The sequence below is a fragment of the Serratia nevei genome, from assembly GCF_037948395.1.
Lineage (GTDB): Bacteria > Pseudomonadota > Gammaproteobacteria > Enterobacterales > Enterobacteriaceae > Serratia > Serratia nevei.
This window is the reverse complement of the sequence record NZ_CP149940.1, coordinates 4996269-5019974: the sequence shown is the minus strand read 5'-3', so window position 1 is coordinate 5019974 and position 23706 is coordinate 4996269. Positions and strand designations below refer to the sequence as shown.

22 protein-coding genes are annotated in these 23706 nt (G+C 60.4%); 7 read left to right on the top strand and 15 right to left on the bottom strand.

Features of this window, described 5'->3' with window-relative positions; translation table 11 throughout:
- Positions 1–62: 62 nt before the first annotated feature.
- Entirely contained in the window at positions 63–638 is a 576-nt protein-coding gene (gene nfuA / locus V8N38_RS24025; RefSeq protein WP_033631902.1) for a Fe-S biogenesis protein NfuA, read from the bottom strand.
- 58 nt (positions 639–696) lie between these two features.
- Positions 697–1380 carry a DNA utilization protein GntX gene (gntX, locus tag V8N38_RS24020; RefSeq protein WP_060441391.1) on the bottom strand — a complete coding sequence of 228 codons (684 nt, stop codon included), beginning with the start codon at positions 1378–1380 and terminating at the stop codon, positions 697–699.
- 40 nt (positions 1381–1420) lie between these two features.
- Between gntX and bioH the strand changes: the two genes are divergently transcribed.
- Entirely contained in the window at positions 1421–2191 is a 771-nt protein-coding gene (gene bioH, locus V8N38_RS24015; RefSeq protein ID WP_064290858.1) for a pimeloyl-ACP methyl ester esterase BioH, read from the top strand.
- Positions 2192–2461: 270 nt separating this feature from the next.
- A complete protein-coding gene (locus tag V8N38_RS24010) occupies positions 2462–2746 on the top strand; it encodes a YdgH/BhsA/McbA-like domain containing protein (RefSeq protein ID WP_049202818.1) in 285 nt (94 codons plus the stop codon).
- 41 nt (positions 2747–2787) lie between these two features.
- Here V8N38_RS24010 and V8N38_RS24005 read toward each other — a convergent pair whose 3' ends face one another.
- The 5 genes from V8N38_RS24005 to greB form a co-directional block, all read right to left on the bottom strand.
- Complete coding sequence (locus V8N38_RS24005) at positions 2788–3027, bottom strand: FeoC-like transcriptional regulator (RefSeq protein ID WP_048232091.1); 240 nt, start codon at positions 3025–3027, stop codon at positions 2788–2790.
- Entirely contained in the window at positions 3027–5342 is a 2316-nt protein-coding gene (gene feoB / locus V8N38_RS24000; RefSeq protein WP_147840510.1) for a Fe(2+) transporter permease subunit FeoB, read from the bottom strand. The genes V8N38_RS24005 and feoB overlap by 1 nt, the downstream gene beginning before the upstream one ends.
- Before the next feature lie 72 nt (positions 5343–5414).
- Entirely contained in the window at positions 5415–5639 is a 225-nt protein-coding gene (gene feoA / locus V8N38_RS23995; RefSeq protein ID WP_038878234.1) for a ferrous iron transporter A, read from the bottom strand.
- A gap of 606 nt (positions 5640–6245) precedes the next feature.
- A complete protein-coding gene (locus V8N38_RS23990) occupies positions 6246–8579 on the bottom strand; it encodes a Tex family protein (RefSeq protein ID WP_060424511.1) in 2334 nt (777 codons plus the stop codon).
- 157 nt (positions 8580–8736) lie between these two features.
- Positions 8737–9210, bottom strand: a complete 474-nt coding sequence (gene greB, locus V8N38_RS23985; RefSeq protein WP_147840509.1) for a transcription elongation factor GreB — start codon at positions 9208–9210, stop codon at positions 8737–8739.
- Positions 9211–9440: 230 nt separating this feature from the next.
- Between greB and cbpA the strand changes: the two genes are divergently transcribed.
- From cbpA to envZ, 4 genes are all read left to right on the top strand, one after another.
- A complete protein-coding gene (cbpA, locus tag V8N38_RS23980) occupies positions 9441–10403 on the top strand; it encodes a curved DNA-binding protein (protein WP_070913842.1) in 963 nt (320 codons plus the stop codon).
- Between the two features lie 5 nt (positions 10404–10408).
- Entirely contained in the window at positions 10409–10714 is a 306-nt protein-coding gene (locus V8N38_RS23975) for a chaperone modulator CbpM (protein ID WP_049202813.1), read from the top strand.
- 257 nt (positions 10715–10971) lie between these two features.
- Positions 10972–11691 carry a two-component system response regulator OmpR gene (gene ompR / locus V8N38_RS23970; RefSeq protein WP_004709363.1) on the top strand — a complete coding sequence of 240 codons (720 nt, stop codon included), beginning with the start codon at positions 10972–10974 and terminating at the stop codon, positions 11689–11691.
- Entirely contained in the window at positions 11688–13058 is a 1371-nt protein-coding gene (envZ, locus tag V8N38_RS23965; protein ID WP_038881686.1) for a two-component system sensor histidine kinase EnvZ, read from the top strand. Before ompR ends, envZ begins: the two co-directional genes overlap by 4 nt.
- A gap of 34 nt (positions 13059–13092) precedes the next feature.
- On the opposite strand, the gene V8N38_RS23960 is transcribed toward envZ, so the two are convergent.
- From V8N38_RS23960 to V8N38_RS23930, 7 genes are all read right to left on the bottom strand, one after another.
- Positions 13093–13572, bottom strand: a complete 480-nt coding sequence (locus V8N38_RS23960; protein ID WP_015379310.1) for a type II toxin-antitoxin system VapC family toxin — start codon at positions 13570–13572, stop codon at positions 13093–13095.
- Entirely contained in the window at positions 13569–13829 is a 261-nt protein-coding gene (locus V8N38_RS23955) for a FitA-like ribbon-helix-helix domain-containing protein (protein WP_015379309.1), read from the bottom strand. Before V8N38_RS23955 ends, V8N38_RS23960 begins: the two co-directional genes overlap by 4 nt.
- A gap of 126 nt (positions 13830–13955) precedes the next feature.
- Entirely contained in the window at positions 13956–15575 is a 1620-nt protein-coding gene (gene pckA / locus V8N38_RS23950; protein WP_015379308.1) for a phosphoenolpyruvate carboxykinase (ATP), read from the bottom strand.
- 194 nt (positions 15576–15769) lie between these two features.
- Positions 15770–16648, bottom strand: a complete 879-nt coding sequence (hslO, locus tag V8N38_RS23945) for an Hsp33 family molecular chaperone HslO (protein ID WP_015379307.1) — start codon at positions 16646–16648, stop codon at positions 15770–15772.
- Between the two features lie 25 nt (positions 16649–16673).
- Positions 16674–17081, bottom strand: coding sequence for a ribosome-associated heat shock protein Hsp15 (gene hslR, locus V8N38_RS23940; RefSeq protein ID WP_015379306.1), 408 nt, complete (start codon positions 17079–17081; stop codon positions 16674–16676).
- Complete coding sequence (gene yrfG, locus V8N38_RS23935; protein ID WP_025304546.1) at positions 17078–17758, bottom strand: GMP/IMP nucleotidase; 681 nt, start codon at positions 17756–17758, stop codon at positions 17078–17080. The genes hslR and yrfG overlap by 4 nt, the downstream gene beginning before the upstream one ends.
- 98 nt (positions 17759–17856) lie before the next feature.
- Positions 17857–19992, bottom strand: a complete 2136-nt coding sequence (locus V8N38_RS23930; protein ID WP_070913841.1) for an intracellular growth attenuator family protein — start codon at positions 19990–19992, stop codon at positions 17857–17859.
- 445 nt (positions 19993–20437) lie between these two features.
- On the opposite strand from V8N38_RS23930, the gene nudE reads away from it, so the two are divergent.
- Entirely contained in the window at positions 20438–20992 is a 555-nt protein-coding gene (gene nudE / locus V8N38_RS23925; RefSeq protein ID WP_038878156.1) for an ADP compounds hydrolase NudE, read from the top strand.
- A gap of 51 nt (positions 20993–21043) precedes the next feature.
- Here nudE and mrcA read toward each other — a convergent pair whose 3' ends face one another.
- Complete coding sequence (gene mrcA / locus V8N38_RS23920; RefSeq protein ID WP_047729686.1) at positions 21044–23602, bottom strand: peptidoglycan glycosyltransferase/peptidoglycan DD-transpeptidase MrcA; 2559 nt, start codon at positions 23600–23602, stop codon at positions 21044–21046.
- Positions 23603–23706: the final 104 nt, after the last annotated feature.

The window sequence follows — 23706 nt, the reverse complement described above, 5'->3', positions numbered from 1 at the left end:
AATGCCGGAACGGGTTCCCCCTTCCGGCATTGCGTTATCTACCGTGGCGTGAGCGCCGGGTATCAGTAGTAAGAGTGCTCGCCGCGCTGGTGTTCGGTCAGATCACGCACGCCCTTCAGCTCCGGGAACTTCTGCAGCAGCTCTTTCTCGATGCCTTCTTTCAGCGTGACGTCGACCATCGAACAGCCGTTGCAACCGCCGCCGAACTGCAGGATCGCCATGTTGTCGTCGGTGATCTCCATCAGCGTCACGCGGCCGCCGTGGCCCGCCAGCTGTGGGTTGATCTGCGACTGCAGCACGTATTCCACGCGCTCCATCAGCGGCGCGTTGTCATCGACCTTGCGCATTTTGGCGTTCGGCGCCTTCAGCGTCAGCTGAGAACCCAACTGGTCGGTCACGAAGTCGATTTCGGCGTCTTCCAGATACGGCGCGCTCAGCTCATCGACATAGGCGGACAGTTTGTCGAACTTCAGTTCGGTATCCGTCGCTTCTACCGCGTCCGGCGGGCAATAAGAGACACCGCATTCGGCCGTCGGCGTGCCCGGGTTGATCACGAATACGCGGATTTGGGTGCCTTCTTCTTGATTTGCCAGCAGTTTGGCAAAGTGTTCCTGTGCAGCATCTGTTATACGGATCATAGCATTAGCTCAATAGTTGACTTCTATAGTCGGTTATAATACGCCCATTGCCGTGGCACTACAACGTGCGGCAAACGCACCAGATCTGCACCGAGGCGGCGCCTTGCCGCCGCAGCAGCGCCGCGATCTCCGCGACGGTGCTGCCGGTGGTCACCACGTCATCCACTAGGGCGATATGCCGGCCGGCGACCGAGACGGTGCAGACGAACGCGCGCTGCAGATTGCGCCTGCGTGCTCCGGCGCTCAGCCGCTGTTGCAGGGCGGTCTTGCGTACCCGGCGCAAGGCGGCGGGCCGATAGGGGCAGCCCAGCCAGCGCGCCAGCGGCCGGGCCAGCAGATCGCTCTGGTTATAGCCGCGGCGCCAGCAGCGTGATGCATGCAAGGGTACCGCTAAAATCAGGTCGGGTCTGTTCAGATACTGCTCTCTGCGCGCCTGCTGCCAGCGCAACAGCATCAGGCGCGCCAACGCCGGGGCCAGCTCGGACGCGCGGTGAAACTTGAACCTCTTTACCAGTTGGCTGAGGGGCGCAACGTAGTCGCCGACGAACACCAGCCGTTGCCAGGGCGGCGGCCGTTGCAGGCAGCGGCCGCAGGGCGTTTGCGTTCTCCCGGCGGGCAACCCGCAGCGCGGGCAACACGGTGGGCTGACCGGCAGATGGCGCAGGCAGCAGCTGCAGATGCCATGACGCATCAGGCTCAACGGCTGTCGGCATAGCCAACAGCGGCTGCGGATTGATAGCATAGAGCCTCCGAGACGGGTAAGCATGAAAGGACAATAACCAATGACAGCGCTGTACTGGCAAACAATAGGTGAAGGCGAACGCGATCTTGTGCTGCTGCACGGCTGGGGATTGAACGCCGAAGTGTGGAGTTGCATTCAGGCGCGACTGGCGCCGCATTTTCGCCTGCACCTGGTCGATCTGCCGGGGTACGGCCGCAGCCAGGGGTTCGGCGCCCTGTCGCTGGAGCAGATGACGGAAATCGTGCTGGCGGCCGCCCCGTCGCAGGCCTGGTGGCTGGGCTGGTCGCTCGGCGGGCTGGTGGCCAGCCAGGCGGCGTTGATGCAACCTGAGCGGCTCAAGGGCTTGATCACCGTGGCCTCTTCGCCTTGCTTTGCCGCCCGCGATGAGTGGCCGGGGATCCGCCCGGACGTGCTGAGCGGTTTTCAGCACCAGCTGAGCCTGGATTTCCAGCGCACCGTCGAGCGTTTTCTGGCGTTGCAGACGCTGGGCACCGAGAGCGCGCGTCAGGATGCGCGCCAGCTGAAAGCGGTGGTACTCAACCAGCCGACGCCGAGCGTCGAAGTGTTGAACGGCGGGCTGGAGATCCTGCGCACCGCCGATCTGCGTGCGCCGTTGGCCGCGCTGGAGCTGCCGCTGCTGCGGATTTACGGCTATCTGGACGGGCTGGTGCCGCGCAAGGTCGCCGAGCTGCTCGACGCGGCCTGGCCGAATTCTACGTCGCAGGTCGTGGCCAAAGCCGCCCATGCGCCGTTTATCTCTCATCCCGACGAATTTGTGACGATGATCGAAGCGTTTATTGCAGCACATTGAATGCGGCGGTAAAACGCACGATAGGGCGCGAAAAAAAACGCTGCCGGGTGGATAAAAGACAAAGCTGTTCGATACTTAGTGAGTCAATGCGTTGGCTGCAAAATGAAAAGACCGCGTGCGGCGCTTTTCATTTTGGCGTTTCGTCTCTGGGAAACAGGCCCCGTCAGGGAAAGCAACGAGGCCTGAGGATGTCGCGGCAGCCTGCTGTACTACGCATGGATTCTTGACGGCTTTCATAACAGATAAATTATCCATTGAGAGGTTAGTGTCATGAAATCATTGAAGATGATTATTGCAGCGGCAGTGCTGGGTTCGGTGTCTTTCGGCTCCATGGCGGCAACCCTGCTGACCAAGGAAGATCTGGATAAGAACCCGGGTAAATACGAGAAGATCGGCACCGTGACCACCACGGCGCAGACCACCTCGCCGATGGATGCCAAGGATGAGCTGTCCAAACTGGCGGACGAGAAGGGCGGTCAATACTACGTGATCCTGGCAGGCCGCGAGCACGGTAAATTCAGCGCCATCGCTGAAGTTTACAAAGACAAGCAATAAGCCTTCAACGGCAAGGGGCGCCGCTGCGGCGCCCCTGATCGTCAGGCCTTCAGCCGGTAGAAAACCGTGCTGCACCCCTGGCCCTGCGGGCAGCCTTTGCAACTGCCGCTCAGACAGGCGCCGTCATCCTGTTCGATACGCTCTACTTTTCCCATCGCCGCCAAACGGTCCAGCATCGCCTGCACCAACGGCAGCGGCGTCGCCAGCGATTGGCTGAGCTGCTGCGCCTGAGCGCTGCCAAGCAGCGCCAGCGCATCGCGCACCTGCAGCAGCCCGGCCATCAGTGACAGCTCCCCTTGGCGCCCTGGCAACAGGCCGCCGGCGTAGCGTTGCCCAGGCGCACCGTAACGCGGCTGCGCGCCCGGCGCAGGCCGAACAGCACCAGCAGGTTCACCGCCAGCACCACCAGGATCGCCGTCAGGCTGTACTGCGGGTGTTGGTTGAAGGTGGCCACCTGGTAGAACAGCGTCGCCAGCGAGTAGGCCACGTTCAGCCCCCACAGAATAGAGAAGGTCATCCAGCCGCGGCTCGATTCACGGGCGATGGCGCCCATCACCGAGACGCAAGGCACATACAGCAGCACGAAGATCAGGTAGCTGTAGGCGGAGATGCCGGAGCCGAATTTGCTGCTCATTACGCCCATCGAGCCGACGCCCATCTCGCCGTCGCCCTTGCTGGCTTCGATTGGGTTGGAGAGCACGCTCAGGCTGAAGGTGTTTTTCAGGCCGTCCCAGGTTTCGTTCAGCGCGCCGCCCAGCTCATCGAGCAGGTTGAAGTTGGCGGCGTCGAACGCCTCTTTGTTGATGTGCTCGGCGGTGTACAACGTGTTCAGCGTGCCGACCACCACTTCTTTCGCCATCGCGCCGGTCACCAGGCCGACGGTGGCCTGCCAGTTATCGCTGTGGACGCCCATCGGCTGCAGCAGCGGCGTCAACACCTTGGAGACCGAGGCCAGCGCGGAGTCGTTGATATTGTCGACCGTCTTGCCGCTGAACGAGAAGCTGTTCAGGCCGCCGATGAACATGCTGGCCACCACGATCACCTTACCGGCGCGCAGCACGAAGCCTTTCAGCCGCTGCCAGGTTTGCAGCAGCAGGCTTTTCAGGTGCGGCACGTGGTAGACCGGCAGCTCCATCACGAACGGCGAGGCCTCGCCACGCATGATGGTGTATTTGAGCACCAGACCGGTGAGGATCGCCACCGCAATGCCGAGCATGTACAGCGAGAACACCACCCCGGCGCCGTCCTGGCCGAAGAAGGCGGCGGCGAACACCGCAAAGATCGCCAGACGGGCACCGCACGACATGAACGGCGCCATCATGATGGTGATCAGGCGCTCACGCTGGGCGTCCAGCGTCCGGGCACCCATGATGGACGGCACGTTGCAGCCGAAGCCGACGATCAGCGGCACGAAGGATTTGCCCGGCAGCCCGAGCGCCTGCATCAGGCGGTCCATCACGAACGCCGCGCGCGCCATGTAGCCGGAATCCTCCAGGAAGGACAGGAACAGGTACATCATGCCGATCTGCGGCACCAGCGGCAGCACGGTGTTGATACCACCGCCGATGCCCTGCGCCAGGAAAACGGTCAGCCAGTCGGGGAAGTGCAGGGTGTAGCCGAGCCACTGAATGCCCTGAATGAAGATCGCCGCCGAGCCGATATCGAAGATCGGCTGCAGCGCGCCGCCGATGTTGATCGCCAGCAGGAACATCAGGTACATCACCAGCAGGAAGATCGGCACGCCCAGCCAGCGGTTGAGGATCACTTTATCCAGCATCTCGGTCAGGCGGTTGGGCATCGCCTGCTGCGGGTTGCTGACCGCGTCGCACAGGGCGGCGATAGACTGATAGCGCGCGTCGGCGATCACCAGCGCCGGGTCTTCTTGCTGCTGCTGTTGCAATGCCTGAATGGCCGCAGGCAGCAGCGCGACGGCGGGGCCGGCCAGCCGGTGGCTGTAGATGTCGCCTTCCAGCATTTGCAATGCCAGCCAGCGGCGCTGCACCGCCGGCAGCGTTTGCGGCATGGCGTCGCTCAGCGTGGCGACCGCTTTCAGCAACAGCGGCGGATAGTTCACCAGCGCCTGCTGTTCGTTGATGTGGTGATTGTCGATCATCTGTTTCAGCACGCCGATGCCGTCAGCGCGGGTGGAGACCATCGGCACCACCGGGCAGCCGAGGCGCGCCGACAGCGCGGCGACGTCGATATCGATATGCTGGCTTGTGGCGATGTCGAGCATGTTCAGCGCCACGATGCAGGGAATGCCCAGCTCCAGCAGCTGCAGCGTCAGATAGAGGTTGCGCTCCAGGTTGGAGGCGTCGACCACGTTGATCAGCAGATCGGCGTCGCCGCTCAAAATGTAGTGGCAGGCGATCTGCTCATCGAGCGAGGTTTGCTCTGAAATGGTGGTCAGAGAATAGGTGCCCGGCAAATCGACCAGCCGCACGTCGGACTGCGGGGTCGTGAAATGGCCTTCTTTGCGTTCGACCGTCACGCCCGCCCAGTTGCCGACCCGTTGGCGTGCGCCGGTCAGCTGGTTGAACAGCGTGGTTTTGCCGGAGTTCGGGTTACCGATTAAGCCGATGGTGAGTTTTTTCATAGTTCAGCGTGTCGTCTTCAAGGAGAACAGCGCCGGCGCAAGGGCGCGTCGGCAAACGGAGGGCGTGCCGGCTCAGGACTGGCCGTCGAGCTGCAGCAGCGCCAGATCCTTCCTGCGCAGCACCAGGCTGACGCGGCGAGTTTTAATTTCTATCGGATCGCCCAGCGGCGCGACGCGCACCACGTCGAACGAAGAGCCGGGCAGCATGCCGAGCGATAACAGTTTCTGGCGGTAGGCCGGCGCAATTTCACCGGAAAAGCCGACAATCTTATACGTGCGTTTAGGTTGAAGCTGCATGTGATTAACCTTCCGGGTGCCGATGAACATCGGGCTGATGATAATTGGACGTTGCCGGCGAAAATGCCACGCCGTCGGCGGTATTCATCCATAAGGTCATGCAATAAAGTGAGCGCAAATAATAGTAATTATCATTATCGCGTTCAATACAAAAAGTAAGGGTATTGTAACCAATTATTATGGCGACGACAGTTTTTGATGGCGTTGCCTTTATTAATGACGTTTTACCACCGCTGGCGAGCGGGAACAAATGAGAATGGCGAGTTAAATCAGTTACGTATTTGTAGCCGAGTTTTCTCGTTTGCAAACTTCGAGGGCTTTTTCCCTTTATTTATTTCCGTCGAAAGGCAATTCAATAACATTATTCCGGCGTAATGCGAGCGGTAACCATTTGTGTTTCGTTCACAATTCGCGAGATGAAACAGGCGTGTTAACGAAGTTGTTAATAAATGGCTGCGGAGAGGATTTTTATTGCCTGAATAATGGGAGGACGGTCACGCAGGAACGGGACATAAAAAGATGACGGTTTATTGAGACGGGTCAAAAAATGCCGCAGGTTTTATTCATCAGAAAGGGCGGAGCAGGCTCCGCCCTGTCGGTTCCGACTTAGCGTTTCTTGCCGAATGCCGCCGCCAGCGCGTCGCCCATGGCGCTGTTGCCGGCCGGCGCCGCGTTGCGCGGTTTGGCCTTGTTGGCACCCGCCGAACGGCTGGCGTTGTCGCGTGTCTGCGCTGGCGCGTTGCCGCCGCGGCGCGGTGAACCTTCGCCCGGCTGTTCATCCAGGCGCATGCTCAGCGCGATGCGTTTACGCTGCAGATCGACTTCCATCACCTTCACTTTGACGATGTCGCCGGCCTTTACTACGGTGTGCGGATCTTCAACGAACTTGTCCGCCAGCGAGGAGATGTGCACCAGGCCGTCCTGATGCACGCCGATATCCACGAAGGCCCCGAAGTTGGTGACGTTGGTGACCGACCCTTCCAGGATCATGCCCACCTGCAGATCGTTGAGGGTTTCCACCCCTTCGGCAAAGGTCGCGGTTTTGAACTCCGGGCGCGGATCGCGGCCCGGTTTCTCCAGCTCTTTCAGGATATCGGTGACCGTCGGTACGCCGAACTTGTCGTCGGTGAAATCGACCGCTTTCAGGCTGCGCACCGCCGAAGCGTTGCCCATCAGGTCCTGCAGCGCCTGCTCGGTGGCGACCAGAATGCGCTGCACCACCGGGTAGGCTTCCGGGTGAACGGTGGAAGCGTCCAGCGGGTTGTCGCCGTGGTTGATGCGCAGGAAGCCGGCGCACTGTTCGAAGGCCTTTGGCCCCAGGCGGCTGACCTTCAGCAGCTGTTCACGGTTGCTGAAGCGGCCGTTCTCGTCGCGCCAGTTGACGATATTTTGCGCCATCATGCGCGTCAGGCCGGCCACGCGTGTCAGCAACGGCACCGACGCGGTGTTCAGATCGACGCCGACGGCGTTCACGCAGTCTTCCACCACCGAGTCCAGCTTCTTCGCCAGCTGGCTCTGGCTGACGTCGTGCTGATACTGGCCGACGCCGATGGATTTCGGGTCGATCTTCACCAGCTCCGCCAGCGGATCCTGCAGGCGACGAGCGATGGACACCGCGCCGCGCAGCGACACGTCGAGATCCGGGAATTCCAGCGCCGCCAGTTCGGACGCGGAATACACCGATGCGCCCGCTTCGCTGACGATCACTTTCTGCGCCCGGACCTCGGCGAACTGCTTTTGCAGGTCGAGATAAAAGCGCTCGGTTTCACGCGAGGCGGTGCCGTTGCCGATGGCCACCAGCTCCACGTTATGTTTGATACACAGCGCCGCGACGATGGCGGCGGCTTTGGCCGCTTGCCCGGTGTGTGGGTAGACGGTGTCGGTGGCGACCAGCTTGCCGGTCGCGTCGACCACGGCGACTTTCACCCCGGTGCGCAGGCCCGGATCGAGGCCCATGGTGGCGCGCATGCCGGCCGGCGCGGCCATCAGCAGATCGTGCATGTTGCGGGCGAACACGTTGATCGCTTCGTCTTCCGCGCGCTCGCGCACCGTGCCCATCAGCTCGGTTTCCAGGTGCAGCAGCACCTTGATGCGCCAGGTCCAGTTGACCACCGCCTTGCGCCAGGCGTCGGCCGGGGCGTTGTTCAGGCGCAGGTTGAGGTGATTGATGATGATCAGCTCCGCCTGGCTTTCGCGCGGCGCTTCCTCAAACTGCGGATCGGCGTTCAACGCCAGCTGCAGCACGCCTTCGTTGCGGCCGCGGAACATCGCCAGCGCGCGGTGCGAAGGCACCTGGGAAATCGGTTCGTGATGATCGAAATAGTCGCGGAACTTGGCGCCTTCTTCTTCCTTGCCCTCGACCACTTTGGACACCAGATGGGCGTTTTTCCACAGGTAGTCGCGCACCTTGGCCAGCAGCGTGGCGTCTTCGGCGAAGCGCTCCATCAGGATATAGCGCGCGCCGTCGAGGGCGGCTTTGACGTCCGCCACGCCCTTGTCGGCATCGACGTAGCGTTCAGCCAGCTGTTCCGGCTGCTGTTGCGGATCCTGCCACAGCGCGTCCGCCAGCGGTTCCAGACCGGCCTCGATGGCGATCTGGCCGCGGGTGCGGCGCTTCGGTTTGTACGGCAGGTAGAGGTCTTCGAGTTCGGTCTTGCTCAGCGTGGCGTTGATCGCCCCCGCCAGTTGTTCGGTCAGTTTGCCCTGTTCATCGATCGACTTCAGGATGGTCTGGCGACGATCTTCCAGTTCACGCAGATAACCCAGGCGGGTTTCCAGCTGGCGCAGTTGGGTGTCGTCCAGGCCCCCGGTGACTTCCTTACGATAGCGTGCAATAAAGGGCACGGTATTACCTTCATCCAGCAGACGGATGGCGGAGTCGACTTGCTCCGGCCGGGCCTGCAGTTCTGTTGCAATAATGCGGCTCAGTGGGTCATTCATAGGTCTGGTATCTGTATTGAGAACGGTGAATAAACAGGGGACAGTTATACGGATTGATCGCGGAAAATGCCAGCGGAGCGGGCCGCCGCCGCGCGGCCGCGGCGTGGAGAACAGCTCAGGCGGCGGCGTTGGCGGCGGTTCGGAAAAAGCTGAAAGCTTACTTCCGGTAGTCTATCTCGTTCACGTACCACTGTGCCTCGCCCAGCGGCGTATTGACGGTGGCGACGTCCCCGACCTCTTTTTTCAGCAGGGCGCGCGCCATCGGCGCGTCGATGGAGATGTAATCCTTGCGGCCGAAGATCTCGTCGTAACCGACGATGCGAAAGTGTTTGGTCTCGCCGTCTTCGTTCTCTACTTCCACCCAGGCGCCGAAGAACACTTTGCCTTCCTGCTGCGGGGAGTAATCGACGATCTTCAGCTGCTCCAGGCATTTGGTCAGATAGCGGACGCGGCGGTCAATTTCGCGCAGCCGCTTCTTGTTGTACTGGTAGTCGGCGTTTTCGCTTCTGTCGCCCAGGCTGGCGGCCCAGGTCACTTTCTTGGTCACCTCGGGGCGTTCTTCGCGCCAGAGGTAATCCAGCTCTTGTTTGAGCTTGTCATACCCTTCACGGGTTATCAGTTGAGTTCTCATCGTGATTTATCTTTATGGGGCCACCGCCACAGTGTACGTGAATGCGCAGGGCTTTAGAAATGGCGTGGGGGCCTGCGTGTTGTCGCACGGTTTTTATTCAGTTTGCGCAGCTTTTAACAATCGGGAGTATGCTTAGCGATAGCGGAAAAGGAATGTGACGAAAGGAGGATATCTGGCGAGAGAGACAAGGAATTTTGGCGCACAACCCAACACATTGAAGGTATTACCGCATGGAATTTAAAGATTACTACGCAACGATGGGCGTTGAGCCCAACGCCGATCTGAAAACCATCAAAACGGCCTACCGCCGGCTGGCGCGTAAATATCACCCTGACGTGAGCACCGAAGAAGACGCCGAGAGCAAATTCAAGGAGCTGGCCGAAGCCTATGAGGTGCTGAAGGACGAAGAGCGCCGCGCTGAGTACGATCAGATCCGGCTGCACCGCAACGATCCGAACTTTGGCCGCCAGGCGCGCGGCGATCGCGGCGGCTATCAGCAGAGCGCTTCATGGCACGGCGGCGGTGCCGACGCGCAAGACTTCTCCGATTTCTTCGAAAGCATGTTCGGCGGGCGTGCGGCAGGCGGGCACCGCTCCGCTTCGCACTCGCACGGCGGGCATGGCTTCCGCGGCCAGGATCTCGAGATGGAGGTGCCGCTGTTCCTCGAGGAAACGCTGCATGGCCAAAGCCGCGAGATCGCCTACAAGCTGCCGGTGTACGACGAGCTGGGGCGGCAGGTGAGCGAAGCCAGCAAAACGCTGAACGTGAAAATCCCGGCTGGCGTGGGCGACGGCGAGCGCATTCGCCTCAAGGGGCAGGGCGTTGCCGGCGTGGGCGGCGGCCAGAACGGCGACCTGTATCTGGTCATCCGCCTCGCGCCGCATCCGCTGTTCGAGATTGACGGCCACAACCTGAGCATCGTGGCGCCGCTCGCCCCGTGGGAAGCGGCGCTGGGGGCCAGCATCGAGGTGCCGACGCTGACCGGCAAAATCGCGCTGACCGTGCCGGCCGGCAGCCAGAGCGGCAAACGGCTGCGGGTCAAGGGCAAGGGGCTGGCGGGCAAGAAAGAGCCCGGCGATCTGTATGTCATTCTCAAGGTGGTGATGCCGCCGAAGCCGAACGAGAAGGCCAGCGCCCTGTGGCGAGAACTGGCTGAACAGGCGGCGTTCAACCCGCGCGCGGAATGGGAGTAAAGCACATGATGAAAAAAGAGATCACATTCACCGTGGTGGAACTGTGTCAGAGGGTGGAGATTTCAGAGGATGAGCTGGTCGAGATCGTCGGCCTGGGCGTGATCGTGCCGCTGGAGCCGGCGCAGCCGAGCTGGGAGTTCGATTACCCGGCGCTGAGCCATCTGCAGCGTGCGCGCAGGCTGCGGGCCGAACTGGATCTGGATTGGCCGGGGATCGCCATGGCGCTGACGCTGCTCGACCGGGTTGATGCACTGCAGCAAGAGAACCGGCAGCTGCGCCGGCAGCTGGCGCGTTTCCTGCAGACTTCCTGACTCGTCGTCAAAACGCCACCGTGCGGTTTGCCGGTGGCGAAATTGCGTAAAATTGGGCCACTGCCCCACATTGCGCCGATAAAGGGCGAAATTTTGACGAACCCCCGTCGACATTCGATGAAAATTGTTGATAAATGGGGAAAAGAATAAGCTTTGTAACAATTTCGTCTAGAATACATACCATTAAACGCTGTCTCAAATGGCAAGGTTTTCTAACAATATTCGAGTCAGGCAATAAAGCCTTTGGGAGTAATACCATGCAAGAGAATCATAAGATCCTGGTTGTCGATGATGACATGCGCCTGCGCGCGCTTTTAGAACGTTATTTAACCGAGCAGGGCTTCCAGGTTCGCAGCGTTGCCAACGCTGAGCAAATGGATCGCTTGCTGACACGTGAATCCTTCCATCTGATGGTGCTCGATCTGATGTTGCCGGGCGAAGATGGGCTGTCCATCTGCCGCCGCCTGCGCAGCCAGAGCAACCCTATGCCGATCATTATGGTCACCGCCAAAGGCGAAGAGGTCGATCGCATCGTGGGGCTGGAAATCGGCGCCGACGACTACATTCCTAAGCCGTTCAACCCGCGTGAGCTGTTGGCTCGCATCCGCGCGGTGCTGCGCCGCCAGGCTAACGAACTGCCGGGCGCGCCTTCGCAGGAAGAAGCGGTGATCGCGTTCGGCAAATTCAAACTGAACCTCGGCACCCGCGAGATGTTCCGCGAAGATGAACCGATGCCGTTGACCAGCGGCGAGTTCGCGGTCCTGAAGGCGCTGGTCAGCCACCCGCGTGAACCGCTGTCGCGCGATAAGCTGATGAACCTGGCGCGTGGCCGCGAATACAGCGCCATGGAGCGCTCCATCGACGTGCAGATCTCGCGCCTGCGCCGCATGGTGGAAGAAGATCCGGCGCATCCGCGTTATATCCAGACCGTTTGGGGTCTCGGCTACGTGTTCGTCCCGGACGGCAGTAAGGCATGAGGCGATTGCGCTTTTCACCGCGTAGCTCGTTTGCCCGAACCCTGTTGTTGATCGTCACCTTGCTGTTCGTCAGCCTGGTGACGACCTATCTGGTGGTGCTGAACTTCGCCATCCTGCCCAGTCTGCAGCAGTTCAACAAGGTATTGGCGTACGAAGTGCGTATGCTGATGACCGATCGGCTGCAGCTGGAGGACGGCACGCTGCTGGAAGTGCCGCCGGCGTTCCGCCGTGAGATCTACCGCGAACTGGGCATCTCTCTCTACACCAACTCGGCGGCGGAGGAGAGCGGCCTGCGCTGGGCGCAGCACTACCAGTTCCTCAGCCAGCAGATGGCGCAGCAGCTCGGCGGGCCGACCGATGTGCGGGTGGAGGTGAACAAGAACTCCCCGGTGGTGTGGCTGAAAACCTGGCTGCAGCCCGATATCTGGGTGCGCGTACCGCTGACGGAAATCCACCAGGGCGACTTCTCTCCGCTGTTCCGCTATACGCTGGCGATCATGCTACTGGCGATCGGCGGCGCCTGGCTATTTATCCGCATTCAAAACCGCCCGCTGGTGGAGCTGGAACATGCGGCGCTGCAGGTGGGCAAGGGCATCATTCCGCCGCCGCTGCGCGAGTATGGCGCTTCCGAAGTGCGGTCGGTGACTCGCGCATTCAATCAGATGGCGTCGGGCGTCAAGCAGCTGGCGGACGACCGCACCTTGCTGATGGCCGGGGTCAGCCATGACCTGCGCACGCCGTTGACGCGCATCCGGCTGGCGACGGAGATGATGAGCGCCGAAGACGGCTATCTGGCCGAGTCGATCAATAAAGACATCGAAGAGTGCAACGCCATCATCGAGCAGTTCATCGATTACCTGCGCACCGGGCAGGAGATGCCGACCGAAAGCAGCGATCTGAACGCCATTTTGGGCGAGGTGGTCGCGGCGGAGAGCGGCTATGAGCGGGTGATTGAAACCGCGCTGTCGCCGGGCGAGCTGATGATGAACGTGCATCCGCTGTCGATTAAGCGGGCGGCGGTGAACATGGTGGTGAACGCGGCACGTTACGGCAACGGCTGGATCAAGGTCAGCAGCGGCCGTGAGCTGCAGCGCGGCTGGTTCCAGGTGGAGGATGACGGCCCGGGCATCAAACCGGAAGAATTGAAGCATCTGTTGCAGCCGTTCGTACGCGGTGACAGCGCGCGCAGCACCAGCGGCACCGGTCTGGGGCTGGCGATCGTGCAGCGCATTATCGACGCGCACGACGGCGAACTGGATATCGGCACCAGCGAACGCGGCGGGCTATTGATCCGCGCGTATATTCCGTTGCCGATGGAGAAAAAAGAGTCGGCCAACGGCCATCAAACCGCCAGGGAAAACGCCTGACGCTCTTGGCGCGGGCCGCGTTGCTGCGGCCCCGTCAGGACTTCCTGCTCATCACGTAGTATTCCGCCGCATCCTCATGCAACCGACGGCCGGTCGGCGCCTGCCACGGATCGATTAACTCGATGCCGCAGTGGAGGAAGTCTTTGGTGTTGCGGGTGGCCAGGGCGGCACCGTAATGCAGGCAGGTGGCGGCGATTTGGGTATCCGGCATGCTGACGCCAATGCCTCGGCGGCGATTGGCGCCCATTAATTCCGCATGCTGCATCGCACAGCCGACGTCAAAGGGTAAGATTCTGTCTGAAAACTCTTCCTGCAGCATGTCGCCGAGGTTAGTTTGCAGTTCGAGCTGTTTCTTGCCGTGAGGCATGCAGGCGATGCCCGTATACAGCTCCGCAACCACGATGGCGCTCAAATAGAACCGATACGTATCCTGCTCATCTAACCAGCGCAATACATTGTAGTGAGGCGCCGGCCGCAGCAATTCCGAAACGACGTTGGTATCCAGCACAATCATTTTTCATCGTCTTCATCAAAGTTGACAATACGATGAGGGGCTTCATCACGTGGGGGGATCTCCAACTCAACGCCGCCGAATTCGGCGAAGTACTGATGCATGCGTGTTCCTAACCCATAGCGCGGCGGTTTTTTCACCAGCGCCTGTTTCAGGATCATGCGCGCTTCCTCTTCCATAGAATGGCCGTTTTTCGCCGCTGAAATACGCAGCAGCTCTTTGATTTCGTCGTCCAGATTTCTGACGGTGATAGTAGCCATTGAAACCTCCTTTGCTATCAATGATTGCATTGACTTATTTTCTCGCCTTGCTGGTTAAAAAGCAATCACTGAAAATAAAAAAAGGCGCGGGATCCGCGCCTTAGCTGAAGAGGTAACGCTACCGAATTACAGCTTAGGGCCGGCGCTGACCAGCGCGGCGCCAGCAGGCGTGTCGGTGTATTTATCGAAGTTGGTGATGAAGCGCTCGGCCAGATCCTGCGCTTTTTCCTGCCACTGCTCGAGGCTGGCATAGGTATTGCGCGGATCGAGGATCTCCGGGTTCACGCCCGGCAGCGCGGTCGGCATCGCCAGATCGAAGATCGGCAGGGTAACGGTTTCCGCCTTGTCGATTTCACCGCTCAGGATGGCGTCAATGATGCCGCGCGTATCTTTGATCGAGATGCGCTTGCCGGTACCGTTCCAGCCGGTGTTGACCAGGTAAGCCTGGGCGCCGGCGGCCTGCATGCGTTTCACCAGCACTTCGGCGTACTGCGTCGGGTGCAGCGACAGGAATGCGGCGCCGAAGCAGGCGGAGAAGGTTGGCGTCGGTTCGGTTACGCCGCGCTCGGTGCCGGCCAGCTTGGCGGTGAAGCCGGACAGGAAGTGGTACTGAGTCTGGTTGGCGGTCAGACGCGATACCGGCGGCAGCACGCCGAAGGCATCGGCGGTCAGGAAGATCACCTTGGTGGCGTGACCCGCCTTGGACACCGGCTTGACGATGTTCTGGATATGGTAGATCGGGTAAGAAACGCGGGTGTTCTCGGTTTTCGAACCGTCGTTGAAGTCGATGCTGCCGTCGGCCAGCACGGTGACGTTTTCCAGCAGCGCGTCGCGTTTGATGGCGTGATAGATGTCCGGCTCGGCTTCTTCAGACAGCTTGATGGTCTTGGCGTAGCAGCCGCCTTCGAAGTTGAACACGCCGTCGTCGTCCCAGCCGTGCTCGTCATCGCCGATCAGCTGACGCTTCGGATCGGTGGAGAGGGTGGTCTTGCCGGTACCGGACAGGCCGAAGAACACCGCCACGTCGCCTTTCTCGCCCACGTTGGCCGAGCAGTGCATCGAGGCGATGCCTTTCAGCGGCAGCAGGTAGTTCATCATCGAGAACATGCCTTTCTTCATTTCGCCGCCGTACCAGGTGCCGCCGATCAACTGCATGCGCTCGGTCAGGTTGAAGGCGACGAAGTTCTCCGAGTTCAGGCCTTGCTGCTGCCAGTTCGGGTTGGTGCATTTGGCGCCGTTCATCACCACGAAGTCCGGCTCGAAGTCAGCCAGTTCTTCATCGCTCGGGCGGATGAACATGTTTTTCACGAAGTGCGCCTGCCAGGCCACCTCGGTGATGAAGCGCACTTTCAGGCGCGAGTCGGCGTTGGCGCCGCAGAAGGTATCCACCACGAACAGGCGTTTGCCGGACAGTTGTTCGGTGACCAGGTGTTTCAGATCGGCCCACACTTCCGGACTGAGGGGTTTGTTGTCGTTTTTGCCTTTGCCCTGATCGGCCCACCACACGGTATCGCGGGTGATGTCGTCGCGGACGATGTATTTGTCTTTCGGCGAGCGGCCGGTGAAGATGCCGGTATCGACGGAGACGGCACCCAGCTTGGTGACTACCCCACGCTCAAAACCTTCCAGAGATGGGTCTGTTTCTTCCTTAAACAGCAGTTCATAGCTCGGGTTGTGAACGATTTCGCTAACGTCGTGAATGCCGTAAGCGGCCAGATCCTGAGGGGTTATACCTTTAACGCGCATGTTACTACTCCTTGGTCACAGAATTTCTGGCGGCAATTGTAGGGATCTAACGGTGCGTAACCGCGATGGGTATCAAATATTTAACGTTTTAGGCGGTATTTCGTTACGATCTGAGAGATAGCACACGGAAAAAAGCAAACGTGCAAACGGCGGGCGTTGGCGGGCGCCGAGCGCGCCCGCCGAGGGGGTGTGACTTAGTGCAACTGGTCGCTTTCGCCGGTGTTACCCGCATACAAAGCGGCAACATCAACCGGGTCAAAGACATAGTGGCTGCCACAGTAGTCGCAGTGCATGTCGATATTGCCGTCCTGCTCCAGCATGTCCGCCACTTCGTCGGTCGGCAGGGTCAGCAGCGCGTCGGCGCAACGCTGGCGCGAACAGGTGCAACGGAACTGCACGTCCTGTGGTTCGTACAGGGTGACCTCTTCCTGGTGATACAGGCGGTACAGCACTTCGTTGGCCGGCAGGCCGAACAGCTCTTCGCTTTTTACCGTGTTGGTCAGTTGCACCAGATGATCGAAATCATCGAGGTTGCCGTCCTGCGCCGGCAGCACCTGCAGCAGCATACCGGCCGCCGCGGCGTTGCCTTCCGCTTCGCCGGTGCGGATGAACAGGCGGGTTGGCAGCTGCTCGGACTGGCGGAAGTAGGCTTCCAGGCATTCGGCCAGGGTTTCACCTTCCAGACCGACTACGCCCTGATAGCGCTCGCCTTCCGTCGGCGAAATGGTGATGACCATGACGCCGTTGCCGATCATCTGATGCAAGGTGCTGTCGTCGGCGATAGGCGCCTGGGTGCGCGCAACGCCGCGCATCTCCTGACGGTTGTTGCCGTTGATCACCGCCAGCTTCAGCGGGCCGTCGCCTTGCAGCTGCACGGTGATGTCGCCGTCGAACTTCAGGGTCGCGGTCAGCAGACTGGTGGCGACCAGCAGTTCGCCCAGCAGCTTCTGTACCGGCGCCGGGTAGTCGTGGTTGTTCAGGATCTGCTGATAGGTTTCGCTGACGGTAACCAGCTCGCCGCGCACCGCGTAGTTTTCAAACAGGTAACGGTGCAATTGGTCATGGTTGGACATAATCTTCTCTCATTGCGGTGAGGGGTTATTCCGGCTCACCAAATTTAAATTTCATCAGGTCTCGCCGCTCCTTTTTGTCCGGACGACGGTCCGGATGCGGCATGGTCAACGCGTTCATCTTGCGCGCCAGCGCCATCTTTTCGCGGTTGGCGATGCTGGCTTCGGTTTCCTGATACATTTGCTGCGCCTCGCCGGCGCCGCGGCGTTGGCTGGTCAGCGCCAGCACGATCACCGTACGTTCTTCGTTGCCTTGCCGCAGCTTGAGCTCGGCGTTGAGTTCGACAATCTTGCTCGGCTTGCCGCGCTGGCCGTTGTAATGCACCTTGCCGCCGTCGATCATTTCGCGTGCCAGCGCACGGGTCTTATAGAAGCGAGCGGCCCAGAGCCACTTATCCAGCCGTACCGCGTCGTCGCGCGTCGCTTTTTCCTTCATGCTTCCCCCTTGGCCAGCGCCGGTATCAGCAGGCGGTAGTCACGCATCGACGGATGGCGCTGGAAGCTTTTCTCCGCCGTACTGGAGTCCGGGTTTTGCACGCCCAGGCAGTAACGAATGCCGAAAGTGCGCGCCGCGTCGAGGATCGGCTCGCCGTCGTCGACGAACAGCGTGCGCTGCGGATTGAATCCGGTGTGCTGTTGCACCGCCTGCCACAGACGCTGATCTTCTTTCGGATAACCAAATGTGTGGGTGGAAAACAATAAATCAAGGTGCCGATCGAGGCCGGTATGCTCGATTTTCACCGCCAGGCTGTGCGGATGGGCGTTGGTCAGCAAAATGGTTTGCAGACCGGCGTCGCGCAGCGCCCGTAAAAACGGCTCGGTGTCTTCGCGCAGCCGGGCGCGGCTGCCGACTTCGCTGGTCATGCGGTAGATATCCAGATCCAACCGCTCGCTCCAGTAATCGAAGCAATACCAGTTCATGGTGTGCTGCACCGCCTGATACTCCCGCTCAATGATATGACGGGCTTCGTCGAAAGGAATGGCGCGCCTTTCGCTCAGCGCCTGCGGCACCAGGCTGAGCCAAAAGTGGCTGTCGAACTCCAGATCCAGCAAGGTGCCGTCCATATCCAGCAGCACGGTATCGATCTGCGGCCAATCAAACTCGGGAACCATAAAAACTCCACGGGCGGACCGACGGGCGGTCCGCAGATGAGAATAATAGCGTTAGCGTAGCATAAGCAGATGACAGGGCGGAGGCCCCGGCGTCAGGTTCAGGCCATCGGCCGCATCGACATCGGATTGAGCTGCGGATTGAAGCAGCTGTCGTAGTAACGCTGGATATCGGCGACGCGGTGCTGATTGATGCGCCGACGCTGCACCAGCCGCCAGGCGTTATAGCCCAGGCTGATGACGACCGCCAGCAACAGCAGACTGGTACCGAGGTAGCGCCACAGGGTGATCATGTCCGGTTCGCTGTGCAGCGCCACATGACGGGTGCCGTTGGCGTCGACGCTGAGGCTGGTGATCACGCCCTGTGCCTGGAAGGGGGTGTGCAGCAGCAGAGTGGAAAGGCGCTGCAACTCATTCCACTGGTCTAGGGCGTTGTATTCGCTCTGCGGCGCCGACGGCTGCGGATGGCTGACCAGCTGGCGGCCTTCGTCGCTGCTGATCAGGAAACCGCCCGGCGGCGGGCTGTTGAGCGCTGCGGCGGCCAAACGCGTTTCATTGAAGATGAACGACGATGTGGCCACTTTGGTCAGGCTTTCCAGCGACTCGGCGCTCACCGGGCGCAGCAGGACGTTGACGCCTTGCAGCGCGCCGGACCTGGCGCGTTTCACCAGACCGCTCCAGTTTTTGGCGTTGCCCAGGTTGACCAGGGCGTTCTTCAACCGCACACAGTCGCTTTCTGCCTGGCACAAATCCTGTGTTTTCAAAACGATATCAGAGAAGTCGTCCAACAGGATCATGCCGGATTTCTCGATGGCGCTGGCCAACTGAGGGTTGACCTTCTGATCGGCGCCGCTCGGATGCAGCTGGCTGTTGACCGTGGCCAGCAGGGCCGTCGCTTTGTCTATGACTTCCGATTCCGGCTGCGGCAGTGGGGCGGCGTTGTTCCAGTAGATGCCGGAACAGTCGAACGGCGCAAAATTGACGGCGCTGCCCCCATTGGCCGGCGGGGGCACATAGCACATGCCGCTGCCGCGCACTTTCAGCGTGTCGCCGATGCGCAGCGGCGTGGCTTCCAGCGCCTGAACGCTGGTCACTTCCACTTTTTGCGCACCCTGCAGCCAGGCCATGCTGAGGGTCAGCGGCAGGTTGAGCGGGATATAGATCAGCAGCAACAGCAGCACCAGCGCCGAGCTGGCGACCAGCACCGCGTTGCGGCCCCACTGCTGCAGCGGGAAGTTTTTCACTTCGTCATGCAGCGAGAGGAAGCGCCCCTGGCGCACTACCTGCCGATTGAGGTAGACGTCCACATCGGTGGTCTTGCCCAGGTCCTGCGTCAGGTAAGGCTGCCAATGCGGCGGGTAGATAAGATCGATGATGCCGAGTGAAATGTTGCTGATCTGCCCCTGGCCGGATTCGCCGAACAGGCCCCAGCGCTTCGGCGTACCGCGCAGACAGTGGATCTCTTTCAGCTCGCGTGACGCCGGACGGCGGAACAGGTTCCAGCATCCCCAGGCGATCATCAGCACCGCCACGAAAATCATCCAGGGGATCACCAGCACCGGGCTTATCAGGCTGAAGAACAGCAGCAGCAGCGCGGCGGAGATGATGACGGCTTCACGGATGCCGTTCGGCCGGTTCAGCGCATGCTCTTCCGGCGTTTCCTTGCGAATATTGACCAGCTCGACATGCTCGCTCTCTTCCTTGCGGATAGAGGCGTTTTTGGTCGGCGCGGCGCTCACCACCGGCGGTTGCGGCCGGTCGTGAATATGATCTTTCAGCGAGTGCCCGTTGAGCGAAATCACCAGCGGCAGCGTCTGGGTACGGATCACTTCCACATGGTTGTCGGCGGTGATATAGGGTTCCCAAAACGGCGGCAGGTGCACCTCTTCGGCATCGAGGTAATAGCGCCATTTATTGGGATCGTCGCTGGCCAGCCCATAGCGGGTGATGGCGTGCGTGACGGGATAAACGTTATCGCTTTGCGGGGTGAGCGCCAGTTTGGCTGCGGGCAAGGTAGCGCCGCCGCCGGGCAACAGCTTATTGCTCAGCTTGTTTTGTTGATTGAGATAGAACTCGACCGCAGCACGCTCTTCGTCGGTCAGCTTGCGGTGGGCAGGTTTGATAAACGGCAGCGCGTGCGCCAGCGCCGACGGGTTGCGCGCCTTGAACCACAGGTACAGGCCGGCGGCAATCAGGCAGACAAGCACTAAGGCCAATATCAACACTATTGTGCTCATGCAATCCCCATCTCACACCCGTGAATTTCGCCAACCTGATGAAAAGGTGAATATTATACGGAGTAAACCGCCAGGAGGCACCCAGAACTAATGAGGGAACAAACAGATTCTCGCTCTGGATCTCATTCCTTCATGACGCAAGGCCATTTTATCACTGATTCTTGCCTGCGTGATACTAGCAACCGGCCTCTGCCGTCGATATCGGTATTATCCTATTTTCATGCGTGCTGTTTGCTGAATCAGTACGGAAAATCGCCCGCCGCTGGCTACGCTTGTTAAAAGAAAGTAAATTACTGCTCATGCTCGTTGCGGCGGAGCTTACCCTTAACGCACAATGTGATCAGGATCGAATTTGGTCAGCGTTTGAGCGCCAACGAGCCGTGCGTTACGCCAATCATTATTTCGGTTGCCCCGTCCGCGCCTGGGTAACCTCTTTGAGGCAATCATGGATAAACACCTGCAAAAACCTAAAATTCTGAAAGTGGAAACCGTCGCGCGTTCGCGTTTGTTCAACGTCGAGTCGGTCGATTTGGAATTCAGCAACGGTGTGCGGCGGGTGTATGAGCGCATGCGTCCTTCGGATCGCGAAGCGGTGATGATCGTGCCGGTGATTGGCGATGACCTGCTGCTGATCCGCGAATATGCGGTAGGCACCGAATCCTATGAGCTGGGGTTCCCGAAAGGGCTGATCGATCCCGGTGAGGGGGTGCTGGAGGCCGCCAACCGCGAGCTGATGGAAGAGGTGGGATACGGCGCGAAGCGCTTCGATTTCCTCAGCAAGCTGACGATGGCGCCCTCTTACTTTTCCAGCAAAATGAATATCGTGCTGGCGCACGATCTCTATCCGCAGAGCCTGGAAGGGGATGAGCCGGAGCCCCTGCCGCAGGTGCGTTGGCCGATCGCCGACATGATGGCGCTGCTGGCGGAACCGGATTTTCGTGAGGCGCGCAACGTCAGCGCGCTGTTCCTCTCAGAGGCATTTTTGCGCGCTTCGCGCTGATACGCTTCGCGCCAAACAAAAAAAGGGCCAGATTTCTCTGGCCCTTTTCGATCAGAACAGCTCGTGGCTTTCACCGCCCGGATCGGTCAACGTGGTGCCGGTATCGCGCGATGGGTAGTCCGTCGGCTGAGTTCCTTCGATGAAGTACTCGGAACGGCTACCGCCGCCACCGCCAGAGAGCTTGCCGCTGCTCTTGTCGATGGTGACGCTGATGATGCCCGGCGGCGGCGTGACTTTCTGCTCCGGGATGCCTTCCAGCGCGGTCTTCATGAAGTCGTCCCACGCCGGCTGGGCGCTCTTGGCTCCGCCTTCACCGCCGGAAATCTGATCCGGGATGGCGCCGGATACCGTCGAACGGCCCAGGTCGCGGCGGTGATCGTCGAAACCGATCCACACCGACGTCACGGTATCCGGACCATAGCCGGAGAACCAGGCGTCTTTGGAACTGTTGGTGGTACCGGTTTTGCCGCCGATGTCATGACGCTTCAGATCGCGCCCGGCGCGCCAGGCCGTGCCCATCCAACCCGGTTCACCGAAGATGTTGCTGTTCAGCGCGTCGTGGATGAGGAAGGCCAGCGGCGTGCTGATCACGTGCGGCGCATACTGTTGGTCGCCGTCCTGCTGCACCTGAGCCGGGGTAACCTGCTCCAGCTGCGGCATCGGCACCGTGCTGTTGCTGCCTTCCTGCGAGGTGGCGACGTTTTCGATGTTGTCGTCGGACAGCACCGCCGAACGGTGGGTGTCGCCGTAGATCACCGGCAGGTTGCAGCTGCTGCACACCACTTTCGGTTTGGCTTCGAACACCGTATTGCCGTTGTCGTCTTCAATTTTGGTGATGAAGTACGGGTCAACCAGGTAACCGCCGTTCGCCAGCACCGCGTAGCCGCGTACCAGCTGCATCGGGGTGAAGGAGGCGGAGCCCAGCGCCAGCGATTCGGTATGCACGATGTTCTGCGCCGGGAAGCCGAAGCGCTGCAGATATTCCGCCGCGTAGTCGACGCCCATCGCACGCATCGCGCGCACCATCACCACGTTCTTCGATTGCCCCAGTCCCTGCCGCAGGCGAATCGGGCCGTCGTAGGTCGGCGGCGAGTTCTTCGGCCGCCAGTCGGTGCCGGCGCCGGCATCCCAACGGGTAATCGGCAAGTCGTTCAGAATGGTGGCCAGCGTCAGGCCTTTATCCATCGCGGCAGTGTACAGGAACGGTTTGATGTTCGACCCTACCTGGCGCAGAGCCTGCGTGACGCGGTTGAACTTGCTCTGGTTGAAATCGAAGCCGCCAACCAGCGCTTTCACCGCGCCGTCGTTCGGGTTGATTGAGACCAGCGCCGAGTTGACGTCCGGTACCTGCGACAGCCACCAGGCCTCGTTCACTTTACGCACCCACACCTGCTGGCCGGCCTGCACCACGTCGGTGACGCGTTTCGGCGTTGGGCCTTGCTGCGTGTCTGAACGGTATGGGCGCGCCCAGCGCATGGTCGCCATCGGCAGGGCAATGCTGCTGCCGTCGGCCAGCATCGCCGTCGCTTCCTGCGGGTTGGCGGCGGTGATCACCGCCGGCGCCAGCGGGCCGTAGTTCGGCAGGTTTTTCAGCGAATCAACAATCTGTTTGCGATCCCAGGCCGCTTCGCCGACTTTCCACAACACGTTGGACGGGCCGCGGTAGCCGTGGCGCATGTCATAGGCCAGCACGTTGTTGCGTACCGACTCCTGCGCCGCCAGCTGCAGCCGCTTGGTGACGGTGGTGTAAACCTTGTAACCGTCGGTATAGGCATTTTCACCGTAGCGCTTGATCATCTCCTGACGCACCATCTCGGAGAGATATGGCGCGGAGAAGCTGATTTCCGGCGCATGGTAGTTGGCGACCAGATCTTCGGCGCGCGCCTGATCGTACTGCGCCTGCGTGATGTAGTGTTCGTCCAGCATGCGCGACAGCACCACGTTGCGACGGGCAACGGCGCGATCGTGCGAATAGAGCGGGTTGAAGGTGGACGGCGCTTTCGGCAGGCCGGCGATGGTCGCCATTTCGCTCAGGGTCAGCTGGCTGACGTCTTTGCCGAAATAGACCTGCGCGGCGGCGCCCACGCCGTAGGCGCGGTAACCCAGATAGATCTTGTTCAGATATAGCTCAAGGATTTCATCCTTGGTGAGCATCTGCTCGATGCGCACAGCCAGGAAGGCTTCCTTGATTTTACGCATCAGGGTGCGTTCCGGGCTTAAGAAGAAGTTACGCGCCAGCTGTTGGGTAATGGTACTGGCCCCCTGCGAAGCGTGGCCGGAGACCAGCGCGATGGAGGCGGCGCGGAAGATGCCGACCGGATCGACGCCGTGGTGATCGTAGAAGCGGCTGTCTTCGGTGGCGATGAATGCGTGCACCATCACCGGTGGAATTTGATCCAGCTTCAGCGGAATGCGGCGCTTCTCGCCGTATTGGGCGATCAGTTCGCCATCGGCGCTGTAAACCTGCATCGGTATTTGCAGCCGCACATCTTTCAGCGTTGCGACGTCGGGCAGCTGTGGCTCGACATATTTGTACAAGCCGAAAATCGAGGCTGCTCCCAGCACGATGCAACATACTGCAAGGATTAGTAAATACTTTACGAACTTCACCTGAGATTTCCCATTTCTAAGTCATTTGGGCAGTTTATAAACAACCGCGCGGTAGTATAAAGGCAAGCCTGCGACATGGATATGTTCTTTTATCATCTGATGTT